The organism is Herbaspirillum sp. BH-1, assembly GCF_002870055.1.
Classification (GTDB): Bacteria; Pseudomonadota; Gammaproteobacteria; order Burkholderiales; family Burkholderiaceae_D; genus Herbaspirillum; species Herbaspirillum frisingense.
The window spans coordinates 110,028-132,680 of the sequence record NZ_PKOI01000014.1 but is presented as its reverse complement, the minus strand read 5'-3'; the positions used below and the strand labels follow the sequence as shown (position 1 = coordinate 132,680).

Genomic DNA, 22,653 nt, shown 5'->3' with positions numbered 1-22,653 from the left:
TTCAGGCCGCGCAATCCAGCGCGTAGAAGCGGGTATCGACCACCATCACCGGGAAGGCCGGCGGCAGTTCGGCCTGCTCGACCTGGCGGAAGCCGTTCTTCTCATAGAAACGATGCGCCGCCAGGAATTTGGCGGTGGTACCCAGGAAGATCTGGCGCACGCCCTGCTGCCTGGCCCAGTCCACCGCGCCCTGCAACAAGCGGGCGGCCGTGCCGTGCTCCTTGCCGCGATGGCTGGCCGCCACGAACATCTTGCGCAGCGCCACCTGATCATTGCCGATGTCCAGCAGGGAGATGGTACCGACCACCTTCCCTGCCTCCAGCGCCACCCAGAAATTGCCCTTGCCCTTCTGGTAGAAGCCGGGGATGTCCTTCAGGTCGGGCTGGCCTTCCAGGGTGATGGGGATGCCGAACTCCTCTTGCTGGATCGGCAGGATGACGTCCACCACGCCACTGGCATGGTCGGGCGAGAAAGCTTGAATCTGGATCATGGGGTGCAGACGAAAAGAATGGATGAGGGGGATAGGCTTGCGGTGTAGAGCGGATTACGTGAGTTCGTGACCCGGCGTGAGCTCCCAGCAGCGCGGGCTGTGAGCGAAGCCGATATGGCCGTAGTAGTCGGCGGCATCGGGCGCGGCCAGCAGGCGCAGACGGCAGCGCGGCCCCAGCAGGCTGCGGGCATGACGGATCAATTCCTTGCCGATGCCCTGGCGCTGGTATTGCTCGTCCACGGCCAGCTCCGACAGGTAGCAGGCATAGGCGAAATCGGTCACGCCACGTGCCACGCCGACGATCAGTTCGCCATCCCAGGCGGTGGCGATCAGGTTGGCATGCTCGACCATGGCCTGCATGCAGTCACGGTCGTCGAGCGGGCGGCGGGGTCCCAGCGAAGTGCGGGAGAGGATATCGATGAACTGATCCACCGTGAGGCGGACGTCGGTACGGTAGACGATGGGCATGCGCGGGCTCGCTGGCAGTCGAAGCCGCCCACGTTAACACAAAATGCCGGACGGCATGCGGCACCCTGGCCTGCCCGGCGCCGCTTCAGTCCGGGCGCTGATAGACCTGCTGCGCCACCGGCTTGCCGGTGGCATCCACCCTGACCAGCACCATCTCGCCGGAAGCCACGCTGGCGCCGGTCCAGCGGGCAATGTTCACGTCATGCGTCACCAGGATCAGCGCCCGACCCTGCTTGGCCGGCAGAGCGCTGCGCAGGTAGGCCTGCAGACGTTCGTTGGCGCTGTCGGCGCGGCCAGCCTGATCACTGAAGAACGAGGCCAGGCTATCTTCCACCAGCGGTGTCCCGAAGCCCAGCAGGCTGGCCGTCTCCCGGGCACGGCACCAGGGACTGGCCGCCACCACCGCGCTGCGCACGCCCTGCTCGCGCAGCCAGGCTCCGATCTTGCGTGCCTGCGCCCGTCCTTCTTCGTTGAGGTTGCGTTGCGTACCGCAGTCCTCCAGCGAGAATCCCGCCGGGTCGCCGATGCCGGGGGCACGGGCATGCCGCATGATGAGCACCTGATCGGCAGCAGCCAGGCGCTGGCCGAGGTCATCAGCCCTTGCGGGCGTAGCAAGGGCAGCCAGGAAAAGAAAGCAGGCGAAGGAAGCGATGAGGCCTCGGTACAGCAATCCGGTCATGGTTGAAGGTCTGCAGCACAAGTTCGTGGACCTTCAGTCTAGTCCGGAATGCCGACGCCGCGCCCGCGCGGGGAGCGCGTTTGCGGCGTCAAAAGCAGGTCATGGTGCAGAAAACCTCAGGCGTTCTTCCATTGCGGGCTGCGCTTGTCGAGGAAGGCCTGGACGCCCTCGCGCTGGTCCTGGGTATCGAACAGATCGACGAAGAGTTCGCGCTCGGTCTGCAGGATGCTGCCCAGCGGATTGTGGCGCGCTCCCTGGATCAGTTGTTTGCTGGCCGCGACCGAGGACGGGCTCTGCTTTTCCGCCTGCAGGGCCAGCGCCAGTGCGCGCTCGCGGGCCTGGCCCTTGGGGACCACTTCTTCCACCAGGCCGATGCGCAGCGCGGTCTCCGCATTGATGCGCTCGCCGCACAGGATCATGCGTTTGGCCCAGCCCTCACCGACCAGCCAGGGCAGGTTCTGCGTGCCACCGGCGCAGGGCAAGAGGCCCACTGCAGCTTCCGGCAAGGCCATCTGCGCCTGTTCCTCGGCAATGCGGATATCGCAGGCCAGCGCGCACTCCAGGCCGCCGCCCATGGCGTAGCCGTTGATGGCGGCAATCGAGACGCCACGGAAGGCGGACAGGGTCTCGAAGGCTTCGCCGAAGCGACGCGCCATCTCGCGCGCCATGGCCTTGTCACCATCGGCGAAGAGCTTCAGGTCGGCGCCGGCGGAAAAGAATTTCTCACCCTCGCCGGTGACCACCAGGGTGTAGACGTTGCGGTCGGCATTGAGGTCCCGGACCAGTTGCGTCAGGTCGGCCAGGGCCTCGCGGGTCCAGGTGTTGGCGGGGGGATTGGACAGCGTCAGTACCGCGGTGTGGCCGGTGATGTCCAGTTTCAGGTTGGTGTAGGTGCGCATGCTTGTCCTTGTGTCGGGTCAGCGGATATCGTCCAGGTTGTCGCGTTCCAGCAGCTTGCGCGAAATGATGACCCGCATGATTTCATTGGTGCCTTCCAGGATCTGGTGCACCCGGACGTCGCGGAAATAGCGCTCCAGCGGGTATTCGCGGATATAGCCATAGCCGCCATGCAATTGCAGCGCCTCGTTGCAGATGCGGAAACCGAGGTCGGTCGCCAATCGCTTGGCCATGGCGCAATAGGTGGTGGCCTCGGGCGAACCGGCGTCCAGCTTGGTGGCCGCCAGGCGCACCATCTGGCGTGCCGCCACCAGCTCGGTCTGCATGTCGGCCAGCTTGAATTGCAGGGCCTGGAAATCGGCGATGGGGCGGCCGAACTGCTTGCGTTCCTTCATGTAGGCATGGGCCGCATCCAGTGCTCCCTGGGCCGCGCCCACCGAGCAGGTGGCGATGTTGATGCGGCCACCGTCCAGCCCCTTCATGGCGAACACGAAGCCCTCGCCCTCCGCGCCCAGCAGGTGGTCCACCGGGACCTTGACGTTGTCGAAGCTGATGGTGCGGGTGGGCTGGCTGTTCCAGCCCATCTTGCTTTCCTTCTTGCCGTAGCTGATGCCGGGGGTATCACCCGGCACCACGATGGCCGACACCCCGCGTGCGCCGGGCCCGCCGGTGCGTGCCATCACCACCAGCAGGTCGGTACTGCCAGCCCCCGAGATGAAGGCCTTGGAACCATTGATGAGGTAGAAGTCGTCGACCCGGCGCGCGGTGGTCTTGAGCGAGGCCGCATCCGACCCGGAACCGGGCTCGGTCAGGCAATAGGAACCGATCTTCTGACCGGCCGCCAGTTGCTCGCACCATTGCTCCTTCAGCGAAGCCTGGCCCCAGGTGGCCACCATCCAGCTGACCATGTTGTGGATGGTGAGATAGGCGGCGGTGGAGGTACAGGCCCGCGCCAGTTCCTCGAAGACCACGGTGGCATCCAGCCGGGTCAGGCCCAGGCCGCCATCGGCCTCGGGCGTATAGAGTCCGCAGAAACCCAGTTCGCCGGCCTTGGCGATCACGTCCAGCGGGAAATGGGCTTCCTCGTCCCACTTGGCCGCAAAGGGCGCCATCTCGCCTGCCGCAAAGTCGCGTGCGCTTTGCTGGAAGGCCAACTGGTCCTGATTGAGTTCAAAATCCATGCCTGTCTCCTGTTCGTTGTTTTTCCTAGCCATGCGGGCGCGGGGCATGCCGCCAGTGGCACTTAGCTTAATGGAAATCGTGCCGGGCAGTTGTCACCGGCGCGACAGTGCCGCCCCCGGCTGCGACGCTCAGGCCGCCGCCTCCAGCGCGGCCTTGCCATCGTTGGCAAAGGCGGCCAGCAGGCTGGCCTGGCGCACCCGCATGGCTTCCACTGCCTTGAGCTTGACATGACCGAAGCCGCGCACCTGCTCCGGCAGCTGCGCCAGCTCGATGGCCAGTGCCAGATTATCGGCCGTCAGCCGCGGCAACAGGCCCAGCACCAGCGTACGATACTCGGCGATCAGGGCGCGCTCCATCCGGCGTTCCTCGGTGCGGCCGAACACATCCAACATGCCACCGCGCAGGCCCTTCATGCGCGCCAGCAACTTGAAGGCCTGCATCATCCAGCTGCCGTAGCGCGCCTTCTGCAGATGCCCCTGCCCGTCCTTGCGGGCCAGGATGGGCGGCGCCAGGTTGAAACTGAGCGTGAAGTCGCCCTCGAACTGCTGCGCCAGTTCCTTCTGGAACTGGCCGTCGGTATAGAGCCGCGCCACCTCGTACTCGTCCTTGTAGGCCATCAGCCGGGACAGATTGCGGGCCACTGCCATGCTCAGTTTTTCGCTGCCCAGCGGCGCCTCGGCCGCACGCACGGCTTCCACCACCTCGGCATACTGGCCGGCGTAGCCGGCGTCCTGGTAGTCGGTGAGCAGGGCCACGCGACGCTTGATCAACTGGTCCAGCGACTGCGGCATCTGCAGCACCACCGGCTGCGCCGGCACGGCAATGCGCTCCACCTTCAGCAGGTCGACCGCAGCCCGGCGGCCCCAGCGGAAGGCCGTCTGGTTGGCCTGCACGGCCACGCCATTGAGTTCGATGGCGCGTAGCAGCGAGGCTTCGCTCAGCGGCAGTTCGCCGCGTTGCCAGGCATAGCCCAGCATGAACAGGTTGGTGGCGATGGAGTCTCCCATGAGCGCCGTGGCCAGGCGGGTGGCATCGATGAAATCGGCCTGCTGGCCGACCGACTCGACGATCAGGGCCTTGACCTCCTCGAAGGGGAACTGCCAGTCCGGGTTGCGGGCAAACTGCCCCGGCGGTTGCTGGTGCAGGTTGACCACGGCACGCGTACGGCCCGGGCGCATCTTGGAGATGGCGTCGAAAGCGCCGGCCGTCAGCATGTCGCACCCCAGCACCAGATCGGCTTCGCCGGTGGCGATGCGCTGGGCGCGGATGGCATCGCGCCGCGCGGCAATGCGCACGTGCGAGGTGACCGAGCCGTTCTTTTGCGACATGCCCGTCATGTCCAGCACCGAGGCGCCCTTGCCTTCCAGGTGCGCGGCCATGCCCATCAGGGCGCCGATGGTGATCACGCCGGTACCGCCAATGCCATTGATGAGGATGTTGAACGGCGTCTCGCAGGAAGGCAGGACCGGCTGCGGCAACTCGCCGAAATCGTCGGCCGCGTCCTTCTTCGTCACGCCGGTGCGTGACTTCTTGAGCTTGCCACCGGTGACCGTGACGAAGCTGGGACAGAAGCCCTTCACGCAGGAGTAATCCTTGTTGCAGGACGACTGGTCGATGACACGCTTGCGACCCAGGTCGGTTTCCAGCGGCAGCAGGGAGGTGCAATTGGATTGCACGCCACAATCACCGCAGCCTTCGCAGACGGCGGAATTGATGAAGAGCCGTTCATTGGGATCGGGGTATTCGCCCTTCTTGCGGCGCCGACGTTTCTCAGCCGCGCAGGTCTGGTCATAGATGATGACGCTCACGCCGGCGACTTCGCGCAGTTCGCGCTGCACGGCATCCATCTCCTTGCGGTCGTGTACGGTCACGGCGGCCGGCAGATTGGAACGGTCGGCATAGCGGCCGATGTCCTCGGACACCAGCGCGATGCGCTGCACGCCCTCGGCCGCCATCTGCTGCGCGATCATCGGCACCGATACCGTACCGTCGACCGGCTGGCCACCGGTCATGGCCACGGCATCGTTATAGAGGATTTTGTAGGTCATGTTGACCCGGGCCGCGATGGCGGCGCGGATGGCCAGATAACCGGAATGGAAGTAGGTGCCATCGCCCAGGTTGGCGAACACATGTGGCACCTTCGAGAACGGTGCCTGCCCGATCCACGGCGCGCCCTCGCCACCCATGTGCGTGGTCAGCTTGTTGAATTCGGGATAGATGGCCGTGGCCATCACGTGGCAACCGATGCCAGCCAGCGCGAAGCTGCCTTCCGGCACCCGGGTGGAGGTGTTGTGCGGACAGCCCGAGCAGTAGTAGGCCGGGCGCGGCGGGGTATTGACGGCCTTGGATAGCACCGCATCCTTGGCATCAAGGAAGGCCAGGCGCGCCTTGATCAGGTCGCTGGTATGGAAGCGCGCAATGCGCGCCGCGATCACGCGGGCGATCTGCGCCACCGAAAAATCGGCCTTGGAGGTCAGCAGCCATTCACCGCGAGGCGCGACCCACTCGCCCTTCTCGTCGAACTTACCGATCACCCGTGGACGGACATCGTCGCGCCAGTTGTAGAGCTGTTCCTTCAACTGGTACTCGACCATCTGGCGCTTTTCTTCCACCACCAGGATTTCATCCAGCCCTTGCGCGAACTCGCGCACACCGTCCGGCTCCAGCGGCCAGGGCATGGAGACCTTGAACAGACGCAGGCCGATCTCGGCGGCGAAGGTTTCGTCGATGCCCAGTTCGGACAGCGCTTCCAGCACGTCCAGATAGGACTTGCCTGAGGCAATGATACCCAGCCGCGCACGGGGGCTATCGATCATCACGCGGTTGAGACGGTTAGCGCGGGCGTAGGCCAGGGCGGCATAGATCTTGTAGTCCTGCATCAGCGCTTCCTGCTTGCGCGCCTGCACGCCCAGCGTGTCGGTCGACAGACGCGCATTGAGGCCGCCCTCGGGCATGACGAAGTCACCCGGCAGCCTGATCTGCACGCGGAAGGGATCGGCATCCACCGAGGCGCTCGATTCGACCGTATCGGCCAGGGCCTTGAAGCCCACCACGCAACCGGAATAGCGCGACATGGCCCAGCCGTGCAGGCCCAGGTCCAGGTATTCCTGCACATTGCAGGGATAGAGCATCGGGATCATCGATGCCGAAAAGATGTGGTCGGACTGGTGCGGCAGCGTCGAGGAATAGGCGCCGTGGTCGTCGCCGGCCACCAGCAGCACGCCACCATGGGCGGAGGTACCGGCGTGGTTCATGTGCTTCAACACATCGCCGCAGCGGTCCACGCCGGGGCCCTTGCCGTACCACATGGCGTAGACACCATCATAGTCGGACGGGCCGATCAGCTTGACCTGTTGCGTGCCCCAGACGGCGGTGGCGGCCATGTCCTCGTTCACGCCCGGCTGGAACTTAACGCGGTGCGCGGCCAGGTGCGGCTGGGCATGCCACAGGGCTTCGTCCAGCCCGCCCAGGGGCGAGCCGCGATAACCGGAAACGAAACCGGCGGTATCGAGCCCGGCGGCGCGGTCGCGGATCTGCTGCAGCAGCGGCAGGCGCACCAGGGCCTGGATGCCGGACAGGTAGATCGCGCCGGAGGTGGCGGTGTATTTGTCGTCCAGGCTGACCGGGGCCAGCGGGACATCATCGGTGGGGGTGGCAACAACGGTGTGCACGCCGTCTGTCGCGGGGTTGCCGGTTTTCCCTTGCGGGACCGGCGAGTGAGCGCTCACTTGGGTCGCAGCCTGTGCGCAGTCGCCAGTGCCTTCTACGGTCGGCACGGTCGCTGCGGCAGGCTCAGCTGCCGAACGGATCTGCATTGCTTGTCTCCAAAATTTTGATTCAGATAGCGTCTGCCATTACTGCGCCGGGTACGGTGCATCACTGCCAGACACTTCGACCGTGGTAGCGGTCAACACAACAATCTCCGTCTCGAAAACTGCTGTGACTGAAGTCTATCCGCAGGCCCGCAGGAAGCGGAAATACCGAATGAGGATAGGGGTATAAGGAAAAACGATACCCCTGGGATGGGGGCGCAGGGTGCCGCATTCGTGCCTGCCTTCATGCCTGCGCAGACCGGCCAGGTACAGACCGGGGTGCATGCATTTTTTGCTGCCGAATGGAAAGATGCGGCAAGACGCGTTATGCTTGCGCGCGAAAGCGCCCACCGGCGCCGACGGGTGCGCACTGGAACGCTTCCTGCTTGCCGCACGGCAAGTGCGCAGCGATCAGCGCCCGTGAAAATTTCCCGACCACAAGATTGCATTGGACAGCCACGACTCGCCATGACCCATCCCACACAAGAACAAATGGAACCCGATAGCACGGTCTACAAGACCTTGCTGGAATCGACCAAGGCGATTCCGTGGAAGATCGACTGGAGCAGCATGCAGTTCACCTACATCGGCCCGCAGATCGAACAGTTGCTGGGCTGGGCGCCGGAGAGCTGGAAGAGCGCCGACGACTGGGCCATGCGCATCCACGCCGAAGACCGCGAGGCGGTGGTCAACTTCTGCATCTCGCAATCCAAGGCCGGCGCCGATCACGAAGCCGATTACCGTGCCCTGACCCGCGATGGCGAACACATCTGGATCCGCGACGTGGTGCACGTGGTGCGCAATGAAGACGGCAGCCCCAATGCGCTGATCGGCTTCATGTTCGACATCACCGAGCGCAAGAAGACCGAGGCCCGCCTGATCGAACTGCAGAAGGAACTGGAGGCGCTGTCCTATCGCGACGGCCTGACCAATGTGGCCAACCGCCGCATGTTCGATTCGGCGCTGGAAGTGGAATGGGCCAATGCGGTGAGCTCACGCGCGCCGCTGTCGCTGATCATGCTCGACATCGATTACTTCAAGCAGTACAACGACCGCTACGGCCACATCCGCGGCGACGAATGCCTGAAGCAGGTGGCGCGCATCCTCAGCGAGACCGCCACCCGCAGTCGCGATTTCTTCGCCCGCTATGGCGGCGAGGAGTTCGTGCTGATCCTGCCCGAATGCGACGAAAAGGCCGCCCTGCAGGTGGCCCAGCGCTGCCGCAACCTGATCATCGATGCGGCCATCCCGCATGCCAGCTCGCAGGTCGCCGAGACTGTCACCATCTCCCAGGGCGTCGCTACCATCGTGCCCTCGCCCATGGACCAGCGCATCGAGTTCCTGGAACTGGCCGACCGTCGCCTGTACCGCGCCAAACAGTTGGGCCGTAACTGTATCGCCGTCGACGAGTGAACTGTACCTGTCTCGTGGCTGGGGCCGTCGCTACAATCGGCGGCCTGACCACCCTGCCGCGAGACCTCCATGCCCGCCACCTACGCCTACCGACTGCTTAACGTCTTCGCCGAATCGACCTTCGGCGGCAATCCCCTGTGCGTGTTCGAAGATGCACGTGGCCTGGATGACGCCACCATGCTGGCGCTGGCACTGCAGTTCAACCTTTCCGAAACCACATTCATCCTGCCCTCGACGGTGGCCGATGCCCGCGTGCGCATCTTCACCACCGGCTATGAAATGCCCTTCGCCGGCCATCCCACATTGGGAACGGCCCAGGTGGTGCGCGCGCTGCTCGGCAAGGGCGACGCCCTGACACTGGAATTCAAGGCCGGCGTGGTGCCGGTGCGCGCGCAAGGCGATGTCTGGACCTTTACCGCGCCCTGCCCCGGCGGGCCGAAGACAGCACCCTCCCCCTTGTCGCGGGCCGAGGTGGCCGCGCTGCTGGCACTGGACGAAAGCGACCTGGCCGGCGATCCGATCTGGGTCGATACCGGGGCCGACCAGTTCCTGATCCCGCTGGTCTCGCCCGAGGCGGTGCGCCGCGCCCAGCCCGACAGCGCGCAGCTGCAACGCTGGCCAGTCAGCAGCCTGGGACGCAAGACCGCCTACGTCTTTGCCTTCGACGCGACACAGCCTGGCCAGGTGCTGGCGCGCTATTTCTTTACCAAGCAAGGGGGCGGCGTGGCCGAAGATCCGGGCACCGGCTCGGCCTGCGCCAACCTGGGCGGCTGGCTCAGCGCCACCGGCCATGCGCTGCCGGCACACTTCGCCATCGACCAGGGCGCGGCAGTGGATCGTCCTTCGCGGCTGTACCTGGACGTTGCCGCCGATGGCGCGATCCAGGTCGGTGGCCGGGTCATCGAGATCGGGCGGGGTACGGTCACCATCGATCCGGTCGGCCAGACCATGCTGGCCTGATAGCGCAGGCAAGCCCGCAGCGCTCAGCAGCTCGGCTCAGCGGGTCAGGCCACCCTCCTGCGTGAGCGGGAAGATCAGCGCATGCAGCCAGTCCATGAACTCCGCCAGCCGCGCCGGCACATGGCGGCGGCTGGCATACATCAGGTTCACCGGCATCGGTGCGGGCCGGTATTGCGGCAATACCTCGACCAGCTTGCCGCCATCGAGCATCTTGCGCTTGGCCGCACCCACCAGCGGCAACTGGATCAGGCCCAGCCCGGCCTGACAGGCGGCATAGTAGGTCTCGGTGCTGTTGACGGTGACGCTGCCGGCCATGGGCAGGGTATGCGTCTGGCGGCCGTCGAACCATTCCCAGCCGGGTGAACGCCCCCCCAGCACCTGGCGGTAATGCACCAGCTGGTGCTGCGCCAGGTCTTCCAGCGTGCGCGGCACGCCGTGGCGCTTGAGATAGGCGGCGCTGGCGCAATTGATCTGCACCAGATGACCGATGCAGCGCGCCACCAGCGAGGAATCGTCCAGGGTACCGGTGCGCAGCACGCAATCGAAACCCTCGGCCACCAGGTCGACCCGGCGGTCGCTGGCCGACAGCTCGATCTCCAGTTGCGGATGCTGTGCCAGGAAGGACGGCAGCGCCGGCAACACCACCTCGCGAGCCATGGCACTGGACATGTCCACCCGCAGCTTGCCGGTCAGCGGCTGGCCGCCGGCACGGAACATCCCCCGCAGCGATTCGAATTCATCCAGCAACTCCTTGCTGCGCCGGTAGAAGGACTCGCCGTCGGGCGTGAGCTGCACGCGCCGCGTGGTGCGCTGGAGCAGCCGCGTGCCCAGCATCTGCTCCAGTTGCTGGATGGCCAGCGACACGCTGGCATTGGGCAGGCCCAGCTGGCGCGCCGCACCGCTGAAGCTGGCCAGCTCGGCCACGCGCTGGAAGATCTTGAGGGTGTCCATCTGGTTCATGTCGCACCTGGATTATTATCAAATATTGAAAAGTCTAATAGTAAATCAGAAATTTATTAGCAAAAACCTTCTCAATATACTGGGCTCCGTGATGCAGCAAATCACCCCGACCACCCCGACTTTTCCCACCAAGGAGCCCGACATGAGCAACATCACCACTTCCAGCACTCCGGCGCGCATCGCCGTCATCACCGGCGGCAGCCGTGGTCTGGGCAAGAATGCCGCCCTGCACCTGGCCCGCGAAGGCGTGGGCATCATCCTCACCTACGTCGGCAACCGTGACGCCGCCCAGGCCACGGTGACCGAGATCGAAGCGCTCGGCGGCAAGGCCGTGGCGCTGCGGCTGGACCTGGCCGACAGCACCAGCTTCCCGGCCTTTGCCGCATCGGTGAAGAGCGCACTCCAGCAGCACTGGCAGGTCCAGCACTTCAGCTACCTGGTCAACAACGGCGGCATGGGCATGCATGCCAGCATCGAAGAGACCACCGAGGCGGTCTTCGACGAACTCTTCAAGGTCCACCTCAAAGGCGTGTTCTTCCTGACCCAGGCGCTGCTGCCGCTGCTGGCCCAGGGTGGCCGCATCATCAACATCTCCAGTGGCCTGGCACGCTTCTCCCTGCCCGGCTATGCCGCCTATGCGGCCATGAAGGGCGGCGTCGAGGTGATGACGCGCTACATGGCCAAGGAATTCGGTGCGCGCGGCATCGCCGTCAACACCGTCGCGCCGGGCGCCATCGAGACCGACTTCGGCGGTGGCCGGGTGCGTGACAACGCCGAGCTCAACGCCTTCGTGGCCGGCCAGACCGCGCTGGGACGCGTCGGTCTGCCGGACGACATCGGCGCGGCCATTGCCTCGCTGCTGCGCCCGGACAATGGCTGGATCAATGCCCAACGGGTGGAAGTTTCCGGCGGCATGTTCATCTGATGGCGGACGCGACGCCGGCCCGGCGTCGCGTCCGTTTTCCCGGGCCGATTCCCCTTCCCAAGAGCCAATTGCAAAGCCGGCCGTCCTGTGTTTCGCATTGTGTTGCGCATTGGAATGTGCTCGGGTAACATCCCCCGTCATCTGGTGAGCCACCAGCCCTGCAGCGCCATGTCGTTTTGACTGCAGGCGCCGGTGATCACGCCACGGCCCGTCGGGGCCTGGAAACATAACAAACAGATGGATAGCGTCGCCACAGCGCGACGTTTCAGGGAGGGCGACCAGCAGGCAAGGCGGCGAACCGCCAGGTCACGGCTGACACGTCCGCGTGGTGGAGTACAAACAGGGGGCGGTATTTTCGGTCACATCTTTGGCAAACGCGCAGTAGCGGTCTGTGCAGGCGCGGCAGCGCTCATGACCGCACTCCTTACCCCCGGTACCGCCAGCCTCGCCGCCAGCCCCACCGGACCGGATTGTTCGCGTCCCTACACCCTGGCCCTGCATGACCATGGCCTGCTCTACTCGGCCGCCACCGATACCGGCATCGACAAGGATTTCGCCGACGAACTGATCCGCCGCAGTGGCTGCAAGGTCAATGTCAGCCTGATGTCGCGCGCACGCATCTGGCAGCTGATCGAATCGGGCGCGCTGGACTTCAGCCTCTCCGGCATCACCAACCCGGAGCGCGACCAGTACGCGGCTTTCGCCTGGTACTTCAGCAACAAGTACTACCTGCTGGTGCGCAAGGATGCGGGCATCACGCAGCTGGCCGACGTGGCCCGCAGCGAAAACTTCCAGCTGGGCGTGATCCGCAGCTTTCGCTACAGCACCAATGCCAACCGCATGGTCGACCGGCTCACTGCGGCCAATCGCGTCTCGCTTGCCGGCGGCCTGGAGCCACTCTACGAGGCGCTGCTGCAGAACCGCATCCAGGGCATGATCATGGAGCCCTTCGATTATCCGGTGGTGGAAGAAAAACGCATCCGCGATGCCACCGCCATCATCAGCTTCGAGGATCCCTCGGTCCCGCATGGCCTGATCATGTCGAAGAAGGCGCTCACGCCCTCCGAACAGGATAAATGGCGCGCCCTGGTCGATGGCATGCTGGCCGATGGCACGGTGCTGCGCATCTTCAAGAAATACTTCAACCCGGAACTGGCAGCTGCCATGGTCCAGTTCCAGAGCAAGCCGTGAACTGGCTGCGCCTGCTCCCGCTCCCGCTGTTGATCCTGGTGACGGGACTGGGCGTGACCTGGACCGCCTGGGACCACGAGCGCGAAGCCGCCAGCAAGGAACTGCATACCCAGTTCTCCTCCGTGCTGCGCGAGACGGTCAGTCGCATCGAGCAGCGCATGGCCTCCTACGAACAGATGCTGCACGGCGTGCAGGGCCTGGTGGGTGCTACCGGCAACATCGACCGCAACCAGTTCCGCGATTACGTGGAGGCCCTGAACCTGGACGCCAATTTCTCCGGCATCCAGGTCATCTCGATCGAGGAATGGGTCCCCGCCGCCGGGCTGGACGCCCATCTGGCGCGCATGGCGCGCCAGGGCGTGGCCGACTACAGGATACGCCCGCCCGGTACCCGCGACGGCTATGCCCCCACGGTCCTGCGCGAGCCCTACGTGGGCCGCAATCGCTTTGCCTTCGGCAACGACCAGTGGTCCGATCCGGTGCGGCGCACGGCCATGGAGAAGGCACGCGACTCCGGCATGGCGACCATCTCCGGCAAGCTGGAACTGGCCCAGGAAGGACCGGCGATGCCGGCCTTCATGATGTACCTGCCGCTGTATGAGCGCGGCAAACCGCAAGGCACCATCGAACAACGTCGCGCCAGTCTGATCGGCTGGGTGCATGCGGTCTTCCGCATGAGCGACGTGATCGCCAGCCTCTACGGCGAAAACACCCGCACCATCGGCTTTTCGCTGTACGACGGCGTGACCCAGGAGCCCGCAGCGCTGATGTACCGCTCCACGGTCGCCGGCCAACAGTTGCCGGCCCGCCTGCAGGCCGACGAATACCTGGTGGTGGCCAATCACAACTGGACGCTGTCGATGCACACCACCGACGCCTTCACCGCCCAGTTCGGCCGCAACGCCGAACCCCTGATCGCCGCCACCGGCATCGGCATGAGCGTCACCCTGGCGCTGCTGGCCTGGCTGATGATGTCCAGCCGGGTGCGCGCGGTGCGGCTGGCGCAGAAGATGACGGCCGAGCTGCGCGCCAGCGAAGAACAGTTCCGTGCCATTGCCGACTGCACCGTCAACTGGGAAGTCTGGTGGGGTCTGGATGGCCGCCCGCGCTGGATCAACCATGCCGTGCGCGACTACACCGGCTACAGCGTCGAGGAATGCCTGGCCATGCCGGACTTCATCGGCTGCATCGTGCACCCCGATGACGAACGCCGCATCCGCGCCGAACTGGCACGCTGCATGGACGGCCAGAAGCGCGAGGATGTCGAGTTCCGTTGCGTGCGCAAGGATGGCACGGTGTTCTGGCTGGCCCTGTCATCGGCGGCGATCACCGATTCGCAGGGCAACTTCACGGGCTTTCGGACCAGCAGCCGCGACATCACCGATCGCAAGCAGATCGAAGCCGAACTGCGCATCTCGGCGGTGGCCTTCGATTCACGCGAAGGCATGCTCATCACCGATGCCAACAGCAAGATCCTGCGCGTGAACAAGGCCTTCACCGAAATCACCGGCTATACCGCCGAGGAAATCGTCGGCAAGCATCCCAACCTGCTGCGCTCGGACCGTCACGGCCCGGCCTTCTTCCAGGAAATGCGCGAGAGCATCCAGCGCTTCGGCAAATGGCAGGGCGAAATCTGGGACCGCCGCAAGAACGGCGAGGTCTATCCCGAATGGCTGACCATCTCGGCGGTCAAGAACCGGGACAACCAGGTCACCCATTACGTCAGCACCCATCACGACATCAGCGATCGCAAGCTGGCCGAGGAGCGCATCCGCGAACTGGCCTTCTTCGACGCCCTGACCCGCCTGCCCAACCGCACCCTGCTGCTGGATCGCCTGAAGCAGGCCATCGCCCTGTCGCTGCGCACCCGCACCTGCGGCGCGCTGCTGTTCATCGATCTGGACCACTTCAAGACCTTGAACGACACCGTCGGCCATGAAAAAGGCGACACCCTGCTCAAGCAGGTAGCCCAGCGGCTGGTGGCCAACGTGCGCGAAAACGATACCGTGGCGCGCGTGGGCGGCGATGAGTTCGTGGTGGTGCTGGAAGGTCTCAACGAACTGCAGCAGGAAGCCGCCACCCAGACCCGTGCCATCGGCGAGAAGATCCTGGCGGCGCTGGGCTCGACCTTCCAGCTGGACGATGTCGAATACCGCGCCACCGCCAGCATCGGCGCCACCGTCTTCCTGGGCCGCGCGGCCTCGGTGGATGAACTGATGAAGCAGGCCGACCTGGCCATGTACAAGGCCAAGGAGACCGGCCGCAATGCGCTGCGTTTCTTCGATCCGGCGATGCAGACCGCCGTGCTGGAGCGCGCCACCCTGGAAGCCGGCCTGCGCAAGGCCATCGAGGGCGACCAGCTGCTGTTGCACTACCAGCCGCAGGTGGTCGAAGGTGGGCGCGTGACCGGCGCCGAAGTGCTGGTGCGCTGGCAGCATCCACAGCGTGGCATGGTGCCGCCGGGCGACTTCATCCCGCTGGCCGAGGAGACCGGACTGATCCTCTCCCTGGGCAACTGGGTGCTGGAGACTGCCTGCAAGCAACTGGCCACCTGGGCCAAGCGCCCGGCCATGGCCGAGCTCTCCATCGCCGTCAACGTCAGTGCGCCGCAATTGCGCGAACCCGATTTCGTGCAGAAGGTACTGGACACTATCGAACGCACCGGCGCCAATCCGCGTCGCCTGAAACTGGAGCTCACCGAAAGCCTGCTGGTGGACAACGTCGAAGACATCATCCAGAAGATGTTCGCCCTCAAGGCTTATGGCGTGGAGTTTTCGCTGGACGATTTCGGCACCGGCTACTCCTCGCTGTCCTACCTCAAGCGGCTGCCGCTGAATCAGCTTAAAATCGACCAGTCTTTCGTACGCGATGTCCTGATCGATCCCAACGACGCCTCGATTGCCAAGACCATCGTCAACCTGGCCCAGAGCCTGGGCCTGGGCGTCATCGCCGAGGGCGTGGAAACCGACGCCCAGCGCTCCTTCCTGGCCGATGCCGGGTGCCATGCCTATCAGGGGTATTTCTTCTGCCGGCCGGTGACGGTGGAGGCCTTCGAGAAATTCGCCCAGGACCGCGAACCGCATATTTCCGCCGCCTAGGAGCCCTTTCATGAGCAATGCCTTGTCTGCCTTCCCCATCGACCAGAAATGGCCGGCGCAACATCCCGAACGCATCCAGCTGTACTCGCTGCCCACGCCCAATGGCGTGAAGGTGTCGATCATGCTGGAAGAAACCGGCCTGCCCTATGAAGCCCATCTGGTGAGCTTCGAGACCAATGACCAGATGTCGCCGGCCTTCCTGTCGCTGAACCCGAACAACAAGATTCCGGCCATCATCGATCCCGACGGCCCGGGCGGCAAGCCGCTGCCGCTGTTCGAATCCGGCGCCATCCTGCTGTACCTGGCCGAGAAGAGCGGCAAGTTCCTGCCGCAGGATGCCGCCGCGCGCTACCAGGTGATCCAGTGGGTGATGTTCCAGATGGGCGGGGTCGGTCCGATGTTCGGCCAGTTGGGCTTCTTCCATCGCTTCGCCGGCAAGGAATATGAAGACAAGCGTCCACGCGACCGCTACGTCAACGAATCCAGGCGCCTGCTGGGCGTCATGGACAAGCAGCTGGCGCAGCATCAGTGGCTGGCCGGCGACGAATATTCCATCGCCGACATCGCCACCTTCCCCTGGATTCGCAACCTGATCGGTTTCTACGAAGCGGCCGAGCTGGTCGGTTTCAAGGATTTCCCGAACGTGGCGCGCGCGCTGGAAGCCTTCGTGGCGCGTCCGGCCGTGGTGCGCGGACTGAACATCCCGGCCCGCGGCTGAGCCGGCGGGCAGGTTGGCTGCCGGCGCAGGGTGTAAATCGCTTTGCGTCGGTATGTCATGGGCATTACCATCACGGAAATGCCCACTATCGTTGACCAATCCTGTTGGCCAACCCTGCCTGCCCACGCTTCCATGACGCTTCGCTTCCCGAAACACCACCGTCCCTCGCGCGCACTGCAGCGCGCCGTGCTGGCGGCCGTGTGCGGCCTGTCCCTGCTGACAGCCCTGCCCGGCCAGGCGGTTGATCTCTCCCTCAAGACCCTGCGCGTGGGCAATCTGGCGCGCGCCTATTTTTCCGAACGCAACGTCGTCGGCGAAGCGCAACCGCTGATCATCGCCCTGCATGCCAGCGGCTCCAGCGGCTCGCTGATGGCGCGCGCCACCGGCCTGACCGAGATTGCCGAGGCCGCCGGTTACATGATCGTCTATCCCAACGGTACCGGTCTGGCCATCGACGCCCGCACCTGGAATTCGGGCGGCTGCTGCGGCTATGCGCAGATGCACAAGGTCGATGACGTGGCCTTCCTGCGCGCCCTGGTCGGCAAGCTGGTGGCCGATGGTCTGGTCGACCGCCAGCGCGTCTATCTGGTGGGCGTGTCCAATGGGGGCATGATGGCCTATCGCATGGCGGCCGAAGCGCCCGAACTGTTCAAGGCGGTGGCCGTGGTCAGCGCGGTACTGGACGTGCCGCCCGAGACCGTCAAGGCGCCCATGCCTGTGCTGCACATCCACGGCAGCGACGACCCCTTCATTCCCTTCCTGGGTGGCATGGGCAAGCAGGAAGTCTCGCAGGTGCCGCGCCTGTCGGTGGCACGCAGCATCGAAGCCTTCATCAAGGCCGACGGCGCCAATCCGCGCCCGACCGTCAACGACATCCCCGATACCGCCGGCGACGGCACCACCATCCGCCAATACACCTATGCCAGCAAGACCGATCCGCAGGCCGTAGTGCTGTATGAGGTCAAGGGCGGCGGCCATGCCTGGCCGGGCGGCGTGGTGCCCATCATCAATGGCGGCAAGTCCTCGCAGAACCTGGATACCTCGCGCACTGTGATCAGCTTCTTCAATGCCCATGGCGGAGGCCCCAAGAACGACGACGAGGACGACCAGCTGCCGCCGGGCGCGACACCGCTCAAACCGGTGGTCAATGCGCCTGCCAACGCCGCGCCCAAGCTACCGGCGGCGACGCCCCCGGCGAGTGGCCCGGCAGCGCGCTGACGTCACCACGACGGCCAAATCGCACTATCATAGCGGCAGCGTTCAACCCTCATCGCCATGACAATGAAAAGACTCCTGACCAGCATCCTGATCGCCATCGTCCTTTACTTCCTGCTGCCCTTCGTCGGCAAGCTCATTCCCCACTACCGACTGGCTGTGATCTGCATCACGGCCGGCATCGTGTCCTTCGCCATCTCGGCCTTGATGGACAAGACCTGAGGCCGTTGCCTGTTCCATAAAAAATCGGCCGCGACGCCTTCACGTCGCGGCCGATTTTTCTTGGCTTGACCGGTCTCAGCCGTTCCTGCGGCTGGATCAGCACTCACCCTTGCGCGCATGCCCCGGCGGACAGCCCGGTCCGTGGCCAGGTCCACCACCGGGACCACGATCGTCATGGCGGTCATGACGGTCATGGCGGTCATGATCACGCGGCCCCCGACCCGGTGGCGGCCCACCGCGCCAGCCGCCGCGCTGCAGTTCCCAGCCACGCGGCCCTTGATGCCAGACCGGAGCGGCATAGACATACCCGGGCCGTTCACGCATCCAATGGCCCTGACGCCACACATGACGATGCCCGTCCCAGTCCCAGAAACCCGGTGCCCACACATAGCCATGACGCGGCGGCGGCAACGGTTCGGCCCGCGGTGGCGGCGGCGCGCCGATGTTGATGTTGACCGACACCTGGGCCTGTGCCACCGGCAGGACGGCAGCGGAGGCTGCAAGCGCGAACAGGGTGGCGAATATTGTTTTTTTAATCATATTAATTATCAAAAAACTGAAGGTTCAGCTAAGACCTCGGCCAGGCGGCGCAGTTCCGGCGCCGCCCGGCTATGGCCTCGACCGTGGCCACGACTTTAGCCTCGACTTCAGACCTGTATCACGCCCCCTTGGCGTTCTTGAACATGGTCTTGATGCCGCGAATGGCCTGGCGGATGCGGGATTCGTTCTCGATCAGGGCGAAGCGCACGTACTCATCACCATATTCGCCGAAGCCGATACCGGGCGAGACGCAGACCTTGGCCTGCTCCAGGAGGATGCGCGAGAACTCCAGCGAGCCGAACTGGCGGTAGGGTTCCGGAATGCGCGCCCAGATGTACATCGAGGCCTTGGGTACATCAACCATCCAGCCGGCCTCGTGCAGGCCCTTGACCAGCACGTTGCGGCGCTTTTCGTAGTTGGCGCGAATTTCCTCCACGCAAGCCTGGTCGCCCTCCAGCGCGGCAATGGCCGCCACCTGTACCGGCGTGAAGCTGCCGTAGTCGTGATAGCTCTTGATGCGCGCCAGGGCCGCCACCAGGCGGGCATTGCCGACCATGAAGCCGATCCGCCAGCCGGCCATGTTGTAGCTCTTGGAGAGGGTGAAGAACTCCACCGCGACCTCGCGCGCACCCGGCACCTGCATGATGGACGGCGCTTTCCAGCCATCGAAGGTGATGTCGGCATAGGCCAGGTCATGCACCACCAGGATCTGGTGTTCCCGTGCCAGCTTGACCACCCGTTCGAAGAATTCCAGCTCCACGCACTGCGCGGTCGGGTTGGAGGGGAAGCCCAGGATCATCATCTTCGGCTTGGGGTAGCTCTCGCGCACCGCGCGTTCGAGCTCGTCGAAGAAGTCCACGCCCGGGCTCATGCGCACGGAGCGGATATTGGCGCCGGCAATGACCGCACCGTAGATGTGGATGGGATAGCTGGGATTGGGTACCAGCACGGTATCGCCCTTGTCCAGCGTGGCCAGCATCAGGTGCGCCAGGCCTTCCTTGGAACCGATGGTGACGATGGCCTCGCTGTCGGGATCGAAGTCCACCTCGTAGCGGCTGCGATACCAATGCGCGATGGCGCGGCGCAGACGTGGGATGCCCTTGGAGGACGAATAGCCATGCGTGTCGGGGCGCTGCGCCACCTCCACCAGCTTCTCGACGATGTGCGGTGGCGTTGGGCCATCGGGGTTGCCCATGGACATGTCGATGATGTCTTCGCCACGCCGGCGCGCGGCCATCTTCAGTTCGGCGGTGATGTTGAAGACGTAGGGCGGCAGGCGCTCGATGCGCGGGAAGCTGACCGGGAAGGCGTCGGCGGGTGCAGCAGAAACGGAGGAAGAGGAAGAAGAAGAAGAAGCGTCAGGCGAGCGCGAGGAATCGCGCGAATCGGCGGATTGCGTCATGGAAGACTTTCACGTAAGCGCCCGGAACCGTCCGAGCGACGTTGGAACACATGTTCCGCGAATGATTCTATGCGCGAACCTTCATATGCACAAGCCGGGATGTGACTGATCGCAAGACATTTTGTACATTCCTCCCTCACCATCGGTTCGGACTGAGCGGACTGAGTAGCGGCGCAGCCGCGTATCGAAGGCGGCGTGACGGCAGCACCTCATGAGCGCCTCATGAGCGCCTTCGATACGGCCCTGACGGGCCTACTCAGTACGAACGGTCAGCCGCGGCGCGGGCTTGTCCGATGAGGAAGCCCGCCAGCAATGCATTCATTCGTACTTGCGCGCATCCTCGATCACCTTGCCATCGTTGGGCAGGCTGCCCGGCGCCACCAGCAGGACCTCGCCGCGCAGCTTGGTCACATCACGCAGGCTGCCGGCCAGGGCCGTGACATCCACCGCCGGGTCAGCCGGGTCACCCACTTCGCAATGCAGGGTCATGACGTCATTGGCCATCTCGCCGGACACCACCAGCCGTGCCCGCAGCACGTCGCCATGGCGGCGCAGCACATCGGCCACCTGTGAGGGATGGACGAACATGCCGCGGACCTTGGTGGTCTGGTCGGCGCGGCCCATCCAGCCCTTGATGCGGGTATTGGTACGCCCGCAGGGAGAGATGCCCTGTACCACCGCCGACAGGTCACCGGTACCGAAGCGGATCATCGGATAGTCGGGATTGAAGGAGGTCACCACCACCTCGCCCACCTCGCCCTCGGTCACCGGATCACCGGTGCCAGGCCGCACGATTTCCAGGATCAGCGATTCGTCCAGCACCATGCCGGGATGCACGGCGCCGTCGCTCATGGTCTCGTAGGCGATATTGCCGATATCGGCCGAGGCATACAGCTGCAGCACCTGCGGCACGCCGTGTTCATGGAACCAGTGGCGCAGCGACGGCGGCAACGCTTCGGCGCTGACCAGGGCACGCTGCACGCTGGAGATGTCGGCGCCCATTTCCTGCGCCTTCTCGATGATGATCTTGAGGAAGGACGGCGTGCCGACATAGGCATCCGGCTTCAGGGCCGTCATCGCATTGACCTGCAGCTCGGTCTGGCCGATGCCGGCCGGAATGACCGCGCATCCCAGGCGGGCCGCCGCGCCTTCGACCATGAAGGCAGCTGGTGTGAAATGGTAGGCAAAGCAGTTCTGCAGGATGTGGCCGGCCTGCAGGCCGAGCGCCTTCATCGGGCTGGCAAAGCGCCACCAGTCGGCCGCATGGCCTTCGGGATCGTAGATCGGCCCGGGAGAGACGAACAGCCGCCGCAATTGACGCGCCGGCGTGGTGTTGAGCCCGCCGAAGGGGCTTTCGCGGGTCTGCAGTTCCTTCAGGTCCGACTTGCGCGTAACCGGCAATTGCGCCAGGTCGGCGCGCGAGCGGATGGCCGCAGCGTCGACACCGGCAAGGATGCGCGCCCAGCCCGGCGCGGCCTGCGCGCGCGCCAGCAGTGACGGCAAGGCCTGCATCAGTTGCGCTTCGCGCCGGGCTGGATCGCGTCGCTCCTGGGCGTCCAGCTGCTGCATGAATTCGGTGGGATCGGACATGGGCCCTCCCCTTACGCCAGCCAGCGCTTGCGGCGGCGGTAGAACTTCATGTCGCGGAAGTTCTTGCGCCCGGCGCCGGACACGCCCAGGTAGAACTCCTTGACGTCCTCGTTGTCGGCCAACTCGCGGGCTGCGCCTTCCATCACCACCCGGCCGTTTTCCAGGATGTAGCCGAAGTCGGCATAGCGCAGGGCCACCATGGTGTTCTGTTCGGCCAGCAGGAAGGAGACCTTTTCCTTGCTGTTCAGGTCCTTGACGATCTCGAAGATCTCTTCCACGATCTGCGGCGCCAGGCCCATGGAGGGCTCGTCCAGCAGGATCATCGAAGGCTTGGCCATCATGGCGCGGCCGATCGCCGTCATCTGCTGTTCGCCGCCAGAGGTATAGCCGGACTGCGACTTGCGCCGCACCTTCAGGCGGGGAAAATAATCGTAGATCTTTTCCAGTTCGTGCTTCACCTCGGCATGACTGATGCCACGGGTATAGGCCCCGGTGAGCAGGTTCTCTTCCACGGTCAGGTGGCCGAAGCAATGGCGCCCTTCCATCACCTGGATCACGCCGCGCTTGACCAGGTCATTGGGGGTCATGCGGTCCACCCGCTCGCCCCGGAACTCGATGCTGCCCTTGGTGACATCGCCCCGCTCGGCATGCAGCAGGTTGGAGATGGCCTTGAGTGTGGTGCTCTTGCCGGCACCGTTGGCACCCAGCAGGGCCACGATCTTGCCCTCCGGCACATCCAGCGAGACGCCCTTCAGGACCAGGATCACGTGGTCATAGATCACTTCGATATTGTTGATGGCCAATGCCTTGGCCGCTGCCGGAGCGGCTGCGCTGTGGACGGTGCTGGCACTGGTCGGAATCGGTGTGGCATTCATGGTCTGTCGCATTTCC

The 22,653-nt window shown here is 64.8% G+C and carries 20 protein-coding genes; 9 read left to right on the top strand and 11 right to left on the bottom strand.

What is annotated here, in order from left to right; all coding sequences use genetic code 11:
* Nucleotide 1 precedes the first annotated feature (1 nt).
* From HBH1_RS17975 to HBH1_RS17965, 3 genes are all read right to left on the bottom strand, one after another.
* Nucleotides 2-490 (bottom strand): GNAT family N-acetyltransferase, encoded by a 489-nt coding sequence (locus tag HBH1_RS17975; RefSeq protein WP_102663839.1) that lies wholly within the window; start codon nucleotides 488-490, stop codon nucleotides 2-4.
* Nucleotides 491-544: 54 nt separating this feature from the next.
* Complete coding sequence (locus HBH1_RS17970) at nucleotides 545-958, bottom strand: GNAT family N-acetyltransferase (protein WP_102663838.1); 414 nt, start codon at nucleotides 956-958, stop codon at nucleotides 545-547.
* Between the two features lie 85 nt (nucleotides 959-1,043).
* Nucleotides 1,044-1,508: a histidine phosphatase family protein gene (locus HBH1_RS17965; RefSeq protein WP_158243306.1), complete on the bottom strand. Its 465-nt coding sequence runs from the start codon at nucleotides 1,506-1,508 to the stop codon at nucleotides 1,044-1,046.
* Here HBH1_RS17965 and HBH1_RS25130 point away from each other — a divergent pair.
* Nucleotides 1,500-1,643 carry a hypothetical protein gene (locus HBH1_RS25130; RefSeq protein ID WP_158243305.1) on the top strand — a complete coding sequence of 48 codons (144 nt, stop codon included), beginning with the start codon at nucleotides 1,500-1,502 and terminating at the stop codon, nucleotides 1,641-1,643. The genes HBH1_RS17965 and HBH1_RS25130 overlap by 9 nt on opposite strands.
* 110 nt (nucleotides 1,644-1,753) lie before the next feature.
* On the opposite strand, the gene HBH1_RS17960 is transcribed toward HBH1_RS25130, so the two are convergent.
* From HBH1_RS17960 to HBH1_RS17950, 3 genes are all read right to left on the bottom strand, one after another.
* Nucleotides 1,754-2,536 (bottom strand): enoyl-CoA hydratase, encoded by a 783-nt coding sequence (locus tag HBH1_RS17960; protein WP_102663836.1) that lies wholly within the window; start codon nucleotides 2,534-2,536, stop codon nucleotides 1,754-1,756.
* Nucleotides 2,537-2,554: 18 nt separating this feature from the next.
* Nucleotides 2,555-3,715 (bottom strand): acyl-CoA dehydrogenase family protein, encoded by a 1,161-nt coding sequence (locus HBH1_RS17955; protein ID WP_102663835.1) that lies wholly within the window; start codon nucleotides 3,713-3,715, stop codon nucleotides 2,555-2,557.
* Between the two features lie 129 nt (nucleotides 3,716-3,844).
* The gene (locus HBH1_RS17950; RefSeq protein WP_102663834.1) at nucleotides 3,845-7,387 is read right to left on the bottom strand and encodes an indolepyruvate ferredoxin oxidoreductase family protein; all 3,543 of its coding nucleotides are present in this window, start codon (nucleotides 7,385-7,387) and stop codon (nucleotides 3,845-3,847) included.
* A gap of 633 nt (nucleotides 7,388-8,020) precedes the next feature.
* On the opposite strand from HBH1_RS17950, the gene HBH1_RS17945 reads away from it, so the two are divergent.
* Nucleotides 8,021-8,941: a GGDEF domain-containing protein gene (locus HBH1_RS17945; protein WP_006463890.1), complete on the top strand. Its 921-nt coding sequence runs from the start codon at nucleotides 8,021-8,023 to the stop codon at nucleotides 8,939-8,941.
* A 69-nt stretch (nucleotides 8,942-9,010) separates the two neighbouring features.
* On the top strand, nucleotides 9,011-9,901 hold the full coding sequence (locus HBH1_RS17940) for a PhzF family phenazine biosynthesis protein (RefSeq protein ID WP_102663833.1): 891 nt from the start codon (nucleotides 9,011-9,013) through the stop codon (nucleotides 9,899-9,901).
* Between the two features lie 36 nt (nucleotides 9,902-9,937).
* Here the strand turns inward: HBH1_RS17940 and HBH1_RS17935 are convergent, their stop codons facing one another.
* Nucleotides 9,938-10,861, bottom strand: coding sequence for a LysR family transcriptional regulator (locus tag HBH1_RS17935; RefSeq protein WP_077238102.1), 924 nt, complete (start codon nucleotides 10,859-10,861; stop codon nucleotides 9,938-9,940).
* Nucleotides 10,862-11,003: 142 nt separating this feature from the next.
* Here HBH1_RS17935 and HBH1_RS17930 point away from each other — a divergent pair, with 142 nt between their 5' ends.
* The 6 genes from HBH1_RS17930 (at nucleotide 11,004) to HBH1_RS25255 (ending at nucleotide 18,230) form a co-directional block, all read left to right on the top strand.
* Nucleotides 11,004-11,786: an SDR family NAD(P)-dependent oxidoreductase gene (locus HBH1_RS17930; protein ID WP_102663852.1), complete on the top strand. Its 783-nt coding sequence runs from the start codon at nucleotides 11,004-11,006 to the stop codon at nucleotides 11,784-11,786.
* Between the two features lie 411 nt (nucleotides 11,787-12,197).
* Nucleotides 12,198-12,977 (top strand): substrate-binding periplasmic protein, encoded by a 780-nt coding sequence (locus HBH1_RS17925; protein WP_199181617.1) that lies wholly within the window; start codon nucleotides 12,198-12,200, stop codon nucleotides 12,975-12,977.
* Entirely contained in the window at nucleotides 12,974-16,075 is a 3,102-nt protein-coding gene (locus HBH1_RS17920; RefSeq protein WP_102663832.1) for a bifunctional diguanylate cyclase/phosphodiesterase, read from the top strand. Before HBH1_RS17925 ends, HBH1_RS17920 begins: the two co-directional genes overlap by 4 nt.
* Nucleotides 16,076-16,085: 10 nt before the next feature.
* Nucleotides 16,086-16,793: a glutathione S-transferase N-terminal domain-containing protein gene (locus HBH1_RS17915; protein WP_102663831.1), complete on the top strand. Its 708-nt coding sequence runs from the start codon at nucleotides 16,086-16,088 to the stop codon at nucleotides 16,791-16,793.
* A gap of 132 nt (nucleotides 16,794-16,925) precedes the next feature.
* The gene (locus tag HBH1_RS17910) at nucleotides 16,926-18,011 is read left to right on the top strand and encodes a CE1 family esterase (protein WP_233207650.1); all 1,086 of its coding nucleotides are present in this window, start codon (nucleotides 16,926-16,928) and stop codon (nucleotides 18,009-18,011) included.
* Between the two features lie 63 nt (nucleotides 18,012-18,074).
* Nucleotides 18,075-18,230, top strand: coding sequence for a hypothetical protein (locus tag HBH1_RS25255; RefSeq protein WP_166757930.1), 156 nt, complete (start codon nucleotides 18,075-18,077; stop codon nucleotides 18,228-18,230).
* Between the two features lie 96 nt (nucleotides 18,231-18,326).
* On the opposite strand, the gene HBH1_RS17905 is transcribed toward HBH1_RS25255, so the two are convergent.
* From HBH1_RS17905 to HBH1_RS17890, 4 genes are all read right to left on the bottom strand, one after another.
* Entirely contained in the window at nucleotides 18,327-18,770 is a 444-nt protein-coding gene (locus HBH1_RS17905; RefSeq protein WP_102663830.1) for a YXWGXW repeat-containing protein, read from the bottom strand.
* A gap of 118 nt (nucleotides 18,771-18,888) precedes the next feature.
* Nucleotides 18,889-20,172: an alanine transaminase gene (gene alaC, locus HBH1_RS17900; protein WP_102663829.1), complete on the bottom strand. Its 1,284-nt coding sequence runs from the start codon at nucleotides 20,170-20,172 to the stop codon at nucleotides 18,889-18,891.
* Between the two features lie 318 nt (nucleotides 20,173-20,490).
* On the bottom strand, nucleotides 20,491-21,762 hold the full coding sequence (locus HBH1_RS17895) for a phenylacetate--CoA ligase family protein (protein ID WP_102663828.1): 1,272 nt from the start codon (nucleotides 21,760-21,762) through the stop codon (nucleotides 20,491-20,493).
* A gap of 11 nt (nucleotides 21,763-21,773) precedes the next feature.
* Nucleotides 21,774-22,637, bottom strand: coding sequence for an ABC transporter ATP-binding protein (locus HBH1_RS17890; protein WP_199181616.1), 864 nt, complete (start codon nucleotides 22,635-22,637; stop codon nucleotides 21,774-21,776).
* Nucleotides 22,638-22,653 lie beyond the last annotated feature (16 nt).

Coding starts and splice junctions, on each gene's coding strand:
- HBH1_RS17975 (WP_102663839.1), bottom strand. CDS start 490: ATGATCCAGATTCAAGCTTTCTCGCCCGACCATGCCAGTGGCGTGGTG.
- HBH1_RS17970 (WP_102663838.1), bottom strand. CDS start 958: ATGCCCATCGTCTACCGTACCGACGTCCGCCTCACGGTGGATCAGTTC.
- HBH1_RS25130 (WP_158243305.1), top strand. CDS start 1,500: ATGCCGCATGATGAGCACCTGATCGGCAGCAGCCAGGCGCTGGCCGAG.
- HBH1_RS17965 (WP_158243306.1), bottom strand. CDS start 1,508: ATGCGGCATGCCCGTGCCCCCGGCATCGGCGACCCGGCGGGATTCTCG.
- HBH1_RS17960 (WP_102663836.1), bottom strand. CDS start 2,536: ATGCGCACCTACACCAACCTGAAACTGGACATCACCGGCCACACCGCG.
- HBH1_RS17955 (WP_102663835.1), bottom strand. CDS start 3,715: ATGGATTTTGAACTCAATCAGGACCAGTTGGCCTTCCAGCAAAGCGCA.
- HBH1_RS17945 (WP_006463890.1), top strand. CDS start 8,021: ATGGAACCCGATAGCACGGTCTACAAGACCTTGCTGGAATCGACCAAG.
- HBH1_RS17940 (WP_102663833.1), top strand. CDS start 9,011: ATGCCCGCCACCTACGCCTACCGACTGCTTAACGTCTTCGCCGAATCG.
- HBH1_RS17935 (WP_077238102.1), bottom strand. CDS start 10,861: ATGAACCAGATGGACACCCTCAAGATCTTCCAGCGCGTGGCCGAGCTG.
- HBH1_RS17930 (WP_102663852.1), top strand. CDS start 11,004: ATGAGCAACATCACCACTTCCAGCACTCCGGCGCGCATCGCCGTCATC.
- HBH1_RS17925 (WP_199181617.1), top strand. CDS start 12,198: ATGACCGCACTCCTTACCCCCGGTACCGCCAGCCTCGCCGCCAGCCCC.
- HBH1_RS17915 (WP_102663831.1), top strand. CDS start 16,086: ATGAGCAATGCCTTGTCTGCCTTCCCCATCGACCAGAAATGGCCGGCG.
- HBH1_RS17910 (WP_233207650.1), top strand. CDS start 16,926: ATGACGCTTCGCTTCCCGAAACACCACCGTCCCTCGCGCGCACTGCAG.
- HBH1_RS25255 (WP_166757930.1), top strand. CDS start 18,075: ATGAAAAGACTCCTGACCAGCATCCTGATCGCCATCGTCCTTTACTTC.
- HBH1_RS17905 (WP_102663830.1), bottom strand. CDS start 18,770: ATGATTAAAAAAACAATATTCGCCACCCTGTTCGCGCTTGCAGCCTCC.
- alaC (WP_102663829.1), bottom strand. CDS start 20,172: ATGACGCAATCCGCCGATTCGCGCGATTCCTCGCGCTCGCCTGACGCT.
- HBH1_RS17895 (WP_102663828.1), bottom strand. CDS start 21,762: ATGTCCGATCCCACCGAATTCATGCAGCAGCTGGACGCCCAGGAGCGA.
- HBH1_RS17890 (WP_199181616.1), bottom strand. CDS start 22,637: ATGAATGCCACACCGATTCCGACCAGTGCCAGCACCGTCCACAGCGCA.